Source organism: Streptomyces sp. NPDC017940, assembly GCF_044328435.1.
Classification (GTDB): Bacteria; Actinomycetota; Actinomycetes; order Streptomycetales; family Streptomycetaceae; genus Streptomyces.
On record NZ_JBIRHJ010000025.1, the window covers coordinates 1 to 7423 of the forward strand.

Annotated in this window: 1 protein-coding gene; it reads left to right on the forward strand. The window is 70.5% G+C overall.

All coding sequences use genetic code 11. The features are described from left to right. A partial coding sequence (locus ACH4DX_RS35685; protein ID WP_398158151.1) for an amino acid adenylation domain-containing protein occupies nt 1-7423 on the forward strand: 7423 nt, incomplete at both ends.

The following is a 7423-nucleotide window of genomic DNA, read 5'->3' on the forward strand; positions in this document are numbered from 1 at the left end:
CTCCGGAGTGGGCGCCGCTGCCGGTGCAGTACGCGGACTACGCACTGTGGCAGCGGGAGCTGTTGGGCGACGAGAACGACCCGGCCAGCCTGCTCGGCCAACAGATCACTTACTGGACAACACAACTGGCCGACCTGCCCGAGCAGTTGGAACTGCCAACGGACCGTCAACGCCCCGCCGTCGCCTCCTATCGTGGCGACAGTATGACGTTCACGCTGGACGCGGAGCTGCACGGTCGTCTCGCCGGGCTGGCCCGCGAGTCGGGTGCGAGTGTGTTCATGGTGGTGCAGGCGGCGTTCGCGGCGCTGCTGTCGCGGATGGGAGCGGGCACGGACATCCCGATCGGCTCGCCGATGGCGGGCCGTACGGACGAGGCACTCGACGACCTCGTGGGCTTCTTCGTGAACACCCTCGTGCTGCGGACCGACCTCTCTGGCGACCCCACCTTCCGTGAGCTGATCGACCGCGTCTGCGAGACCGATCTGGCGGCTTACGCGAACCAAGACGTGCCCTTCGAGCACCTCGTCGAAGTCCTCAACCCGGTCCGCTCCATGGCCAGGAACCCTCTCTTCCAAGTGGCTCTGGCCTTCCAGAACCAGGACCAGTCCGAACTGCGGCTCCCCGGCCTTTCGCTGAGCACGGAGCAGAGCGACGGCGCCGCTGCGAAGTTCGACCTCTCGCTGGGGCTCTCCGAGCGGTTTGACGGTGAGGGGACGCCGGCCGGTCTGGTGGGCGGTTTTGAGTTCGCTACGGATCTGTTCGACCGGGTGACGGTCGAGGGATTGGTGGAGCGGTTCAGCCGTGTGCTGGCCGCGGTGGTGGCGGATCCCGATCGCCATGTGAGTGAGCTGGAGGTCCTGTCCCTGCAGGAGCACGAAGCCCTGCAGTCGGGTTGGCAGGGGGGGCGGGTTGAGGTTCCGTGGGTGTCGTTGCCGGTGGCGTTCGAGGAGCAGGTGGCGCGGACGCCGGAGGCGACGGCGGTGTTGTTCGAGGATATTCAGTTCAGCTACGCGGAGCTGAACGCGCGGGCGAACCGCCTCGCCCGATTCCTGATCAGCCGGGGTGTGGGACCTGAGGGCCTGGTGGCGCTGATGTTGCCGCGTTCGCCGGAGCTGTTGGTGACGATGCTGGCGGTCCTGAAGGCGGGTGCTGCGTACGTTCCGGTGGACCTTAAGTACCCGGCGGAGCGCATCGCGTACGTCCTTGCAGACGCCGCTCCCGCAGTGGTGATCACCGATGCGTCCGTACGAGCCGTCGTACCGGGTAGATGCCAGGTGCTGGTCCTGGAGGACGTAGCGGATGCGGTGGTGTCCGAGTCCGGTGCGGATCTGGTGGAGGGGGAGCGGTGTGTCTCGCTGCGGCCCGATCACCCGGCGTATGTGATTTATACGTCGGGTTCGTCGGGGCGGCCGAAGGGTGTGGTGGTCGGGCATGCGGGGGTGGTGAATCTGGCGCGGGATCACATCGCCCGGCTCGGTGTGGATGGCGGAAGCCGTCTGCTGCAGTTTGCGTCGCCGAGTTTTGATGCGGCGGTGGCGGATGTGTGGCCGGCGTGGCTGGCAGGTGCGGCCCTCGTGCTGGGGTCGGCGGAGCGCTTGGTCCCTGGCGCACAGCTCTGTGAGCTGATTGCGGAGTTCGGGGTGACGCATGCGACGCTGCCGCCGGCGACGTTGCCGGTGCTGGCGGAGTCCGGCGGGCTTCCGTCGGGGTTGACGCTGGTGGTGGCGGGTGAGGCGTGCTCGGCGGAGGTGGCCCGCACGTGGTCGCGTGGGCGTCGGATGGTGAACATTTACGGTCCGACCGAGGCGACGGTGGCGTCTACGTCGAGTGAGCCGCTGACGCCAGACATGACCGGCGTGCCGCCGATCGGGCGGCCGGTGTGGAACACCCGCGCCTATGTGCTGGACGACCGCCTGAACCCCGTCCCCGCAGGCGTCCCTGGCGAGCTGTACCTGGCGGGCGCGCAGTTGGCTCGCGGCTATTTGAACCGTCAGGCTCTGACGGCGGAGCGTTTCGTGCCGGACCCGTTCGCGGGCCCGGGGGAGCGGATGTACCGGACCGGTGACGTGGTGCGTCGCCGCCGCGACGGACAGCTCGAGTACGTCGGCCGTGCCGACGAGCAGGTCAAGGTCCGCGGCTTCCGTATTGAGCTGGGCGAGATCGAGGCGGCACTCCTGTCCCACCCCGAAGTGGCACAGGTGGTCGTCCTCGCCCGTGAGGACCGTCCGGGCGACAAACGCGTGGTCGCCTACGTCGTCCCGTCGCAGCCCGGTACGTTCCTGGACTCGGGCCAGATCCGGCAGTACGTCGGTGAGTTGCTGCCCGAGTTCATGGTCCCGGCCGCGGTGGTCACCCTGCCCGAGCTGCCCCTGACCGCCCACCGCAAGGTCGACAAGCACGCCCTGCCCGCCCCCGACTACGCGGCGGTCGTCGCGTTCCGTGCCCCGCGCACGGAACGCGAACGAGCTCTATGCGAGATCTTCGCCGAGGTGCTCGGAGTGGAGCGGGTCGGTATCGACGACAGCTTCTTTGAACTGGGCGGCCACTCGCTCCTGGCCACCCGCGTGATCAGCCGCATCCGCACCGTTCTGAACGTCGAACTGCCCCTCCGCTCCCTCTTCGAAGGTCCCACGGCCGAGCGGCTGGCGCGCTGTGTCGAGCAGGCGGACACCGCACGGGCCGCGCTGCGTCCTGCCGTGCGGCCCGCCCGTGTCCCGCTGTCGTACGCTCAGCGGCGCCTGTGGTTCCTCAACCGTCTCGAAGGCGCCGAGGCCGCCACGTACAACATCCCCATCGCCCTGCGGCTCACCGGGACACTGGACCGGGACGCTCTGCGCGCGGCCATCGACGACCTGACGGCCCGCCACGAGACCTTGCGCACCGTCTTCCCGGAGGCACCCGACGGCACCCCCTACCAGAACGTGCTCCCCGTAGCCGGGAGCGGCGCCGAAGGAGTCTCTGAGAACACGCAGATCATGCTCCCGACCCGGCCGATCCGCGAAAACGAGGTCGCCGAAGCGATCGCCCGGGCGGCGCAGCGAGGGTTCGACTTGACTGCCGAACGTCCCTTGCGCGCCGAGCTATTCGCGATCGACGACAACACCCACGTCCTGGTCGTCGTCCTCCACCACATCGCCGGTGACGGCTGGTCCATGGTCCCCCTCGCGCGCGACCTGGCCACCGCCTACGCCGCCCGGGCCGCGGGCGGTGCCCCGGAGTGGGAGCCCCTGCCGGTCCAGTACGCCGACTACGCGCTCTGGCAGCGGGACGCCCTTGGCGAGGAGTCCGACCCGCAAAGCCCGCTCGGCCGGCAGATCGCCTACTGGAAGCAACAACTGGGCTCCCTTCCGGAGCAGTTGGAGCTGCCGGCCGACCGGCCCCGCCCCGCTGCCCCCACCAACCGCGGCGGCCTCGTGCCGTTCACGCTGGACGCGGATCTTCACCGGGGGATCACGGATCTCGCCCGTGCCTGCGGCGCCAGCGAGTTCATGGTCGTGCGGGCGGCCCTCGCAGTGCTCCTGTCGAGGCTCGGGGCCGGGATGGACATCCCGATCGGCTCGCCGATCGCCGGACGTACGGACGAAGCGCTCGACGATCTCGTCGGCTTCTTCGTGAACACCCTCGTGCTGCGCACCGATCTGTCCGGCGACCCCACCTTCCGTGAACTAATCGACCGTGTGCGGGAGACCGATCTGGGGGCCCACACCAACCAGGACGTGCCCTTCGAGCAGCTGGTGGAGGTTCTCAATCCCATCCGGTCGATGTCCCATCACCCGCTGTTCCAGGTGATGTTCGCCTTCCAGAACAACGAGCAGGCCGAACTGGCCCTGCCGGGACTCACCGTGTCCGCCGCCGCGACGCCCATGGACGTCATCCAGGTCGACCTGGCCGTCACGCTCGGCGAGCGGCGCACGGACGACGGCGGCGCGGACGGGCTCATGGGCGCCTTCCGCTACGCCACCGACCGGTTCGACCACGAGACCGTCGAGGCCATGGCCGAGCGGTTCCACGGCCTGCTCCGGCAGATGGTCGGCGACCCCGGGCTGCGGATCGGCGCCGCCGACGTACTCCGGCCGGGCGAGCGTGAGCGGTTGCTGCACGGCCTGAACGACACCGCGGCCCCGGTCCCGGACCTCACCGTGCCTGCTCTCTTCGCGCGCCAGGCCGCCGCCACACCGGACGCCACGGCCGTGGTGCACGGCGAAGTGACCCTGTCGTACGCCGAGTTGAACGTCCGAGTCAACCGGGTCGCCAACTGGCTCGTCGAGCGCGGCGTCGGACCCGAGCGGCGCGTGGCGCTGACGCTGCCGAGGTCGGTGGACCTGGTCGTGGCCCTCCTCGGCGTGCTGAAGGCCGGGGGTGCCTACGTTCCCATCGACCCCGAACACCCGTCCTCGCGCGTGGAATTCATGTGCGAGGACGCCGCACCGCAGCTGGTGCTCGGCCTCGACGAGATGGCGGGCGGCTTCGCCGACCATGCGGACGGCGAGCCGCAGGTGTACGGACCGGTGCCCGACGACGCGGCGTACGTGATCTACACCTCGGGTTCGACGGGCATCCCCAAGGGCGTGGTCGTTGCGCACGCGGCCCTTGCCAACCAGCTGGTCGCGCTGCGCGAACGGCTTCCCCTGACACCGGATGACCGGCTCCTTGCCGTGACGACGGCGGCGTTCGACGTTGCCACTATGGAGGTTTTGCTGCCGCTGGTCTGCGGTGCCCGCCTGGTGCTGGCCGACCGGGACGACGTGTCCCGCCCCGCGGTGCTGGGCCGGCTGATCCGCGATACCGGAGCCACCGTCCTGAACGCGACGCCGTCGCTGTGGCAGACGCTGGTGACGCACGATCCGGGCATGGTCCGCGGGCTGCGGGTGGTGACCGGCGGTGAGCCGCTGTCCGCTGCCCTCGCCGAGACGCTGTGCGCGCACGCCGCCGCCGTCGTCAATGAGTACGGTCCGACCGAGGCCACTATTGTCTCCACCCTGGCCGAGGTGACCGCGCCCACCAGCCCCGGCATCCGGCCCATCGCCACTCCGCCCATCGGAAGCCCTCTGGTGAACACCCGGGCGTATGTCCTCGACGCGGCCCTGCGGCCGGTGCCTTCCGGCACCACCGGAGAGCTGTACATCGCCGGTCACGGCCTGGCCCGCGGCTACCTCGGCCGCCCGGCCCTCAGCGCCGAACGCTTCGTGGCCGACCCCTACGGTCCCGCCGGCTCGCGGATGTACCGCACGGGCGACCTCGCCCGCTGGAATGCCACGGGCAGCCTCGAGTACGCCGGACGTGCCGACGGCCAGGTCAAGTTGCGCGGCTTCCGCATCGAGCCGGGCGAGATCGAGGCCGCTCTCACCCGCCACCCGGGCGTCTCCCAGGCGGTCGTGGTGGTCCGTGAGGACCGCCCGGGAGACAGGCGCCTGGTCGGGTACGTCGTGCCCGCACACGGCGGGGCGTCAGTGCAACCGGGCGACCTGCGGCGCTCCGTCGCCGCGGTCCTGCCCGACTACATGGTCCCGGCCGCGATCGTGCCCCTGCCCGAGCTGCCGCTGACCCCCAACGGCAAGCTCGACCGGCGCGCGCTGCCCGCACCGCGGTACGCGGCCTCGGAGCGCCGCCCCCGCGACGGCCGCGAGGAAGCCCTCTGCGCGATCTTCGCCGAGACGCTCGGCCTGGACCGGGTCGGCATCGACGACGGCTTCTTCGACCTCGGCGGGCACTCGCTCCTCGCGACCCGCGTGGTCAGCCGGATCCGCACCGTCCTCGGCGTCGAGGTGCCGCTGCGGGACCTGTTCGACGCACCCTCGGTGGCGCGGCTCGCGGAGCGCATCGCGGGCGCCGCAGCGGCACGGCGCGCCCTGGCACCGGCCGTGCGCCCGGAGACGGTGCCCCTGTCCTTCGCCCAGTCGCGCCTGTGGTTCCTGAACCGTTTCGAGGGTGCCGAGGCCGCCACATACAACGTGCCTCTCGCCTTCCACCTGGCGGGCGCGCTGGACCGGGAGGCGCTGCGGGCCGCGCTGTCCGACGTCGTCGTGCGCCATGAGTCGCTGCGCACGCTCTTTCCCGAGGGCGAGGACGGCGTGCCGGTCCAGCGTGTCCTCGACGCGGCGGACGCCACGGTGGACATGCCGGTCAGGGAGATGGGCGAGGAAGACGTCGACGGCGCGATCGCGGCGATGGCCGGACAGGGCTTCGACCTGAGATCCGAACCGCCGCTTCGGGCCACCCTGTTCGCCCTGCCCGACGGAGCCCATGTTGTGGTCGTGGTGCTGCACCACGTCGCCGGTGACGGCTGGTCGATGGCACCCTTGGCGCGGGATCTGGCGGAGGCGTACGAGGCACGGGCCGCCGGACACGCTCCGCAGTGGCAGCCGCTGCCGGTGCAGTACGCCGACTACGCGCTGTGGCAGCGCGAGCTGCTCGGCGACGAGTCCGACCCCGACAGCCTGCTGAGCCGTCAGATCGCTTACTGGAAAAGCCGCTTGGCCGATCTGCCCGTACAGCTGGCACTCCCGGCCGACCGCCCCCGTCCGGCGGTGGCGTCCTTCCGGGGCGACCAGGTGGCGCTGGACATGGACGCGGAGGTCCACGCGGGCCTGACCGAGCTGGCCCGAGAGGCCGGCGCGAGTGTGTTCATGGTCGTGCGCGCGGCCTTCGCCGCGCTCCTGTCGAGGCTCGGGGCCGGGACGGATATCCCGATCGGCTCGCCGATCGCCGGACGTACGGACGAAGCGCTCGACGACCTCGTCGGCTTCTTCGTGAACACCCTCGTACTGCGGACGGACCTCTCCGGCGCTCCCACCTTCCGCGAGCTGGTGGAGCGGGTCCGCGAGACCGACCTGGCCGCCTACGCCCATCAGGACGTGCCGTTCGAGCACCTCGTGGAGGTTCTCAACCCGGAACGCTCGCTGTCGCGTCACCCGCTGTTCCAGGTGATGCTGACCTTCCAGAACAACGAAGAGGCCCAGCTCACCATGACGGGCCTCGATGTGAAGAGCCTCACGGCCATGGGCTCCGCCAAGTTCGACCTGTTCCTGAGCGTCGCCGAGCGCACCGCCCCCGATGGACGGCCCGACGGCCTCGTCGGCGTCCTGGAGTTCTCTACCGACCTCTTCGACCGGGCGACGGCCGAGAGCCTGGTGGAGCGGTTCGGACGGGTGCTCGCCGCGGCGGTGGCCGATGCCGACCGCCCGGTGGGCGAGCTGGAGGTGCTGTCGGACGTCGAGCGGCGTGAGCTGCTGGAGGTTCGGAACGCCACGAAGGTCGAGGTTCCGTGGGTGTCGCTGCCGGAGGCGTTCGAGCAGCGGGTGGCGCGGACTCCTGAGGCGATGGCGCTTGTGTTCGAGGGTGTGGAGCTGTCGTATGCCGAGGTGAATGCGCGGGCGAATCGTCTGGCGCGTTTGTTGGTGGAGCGGGGTGCTGGTCCGGAGCG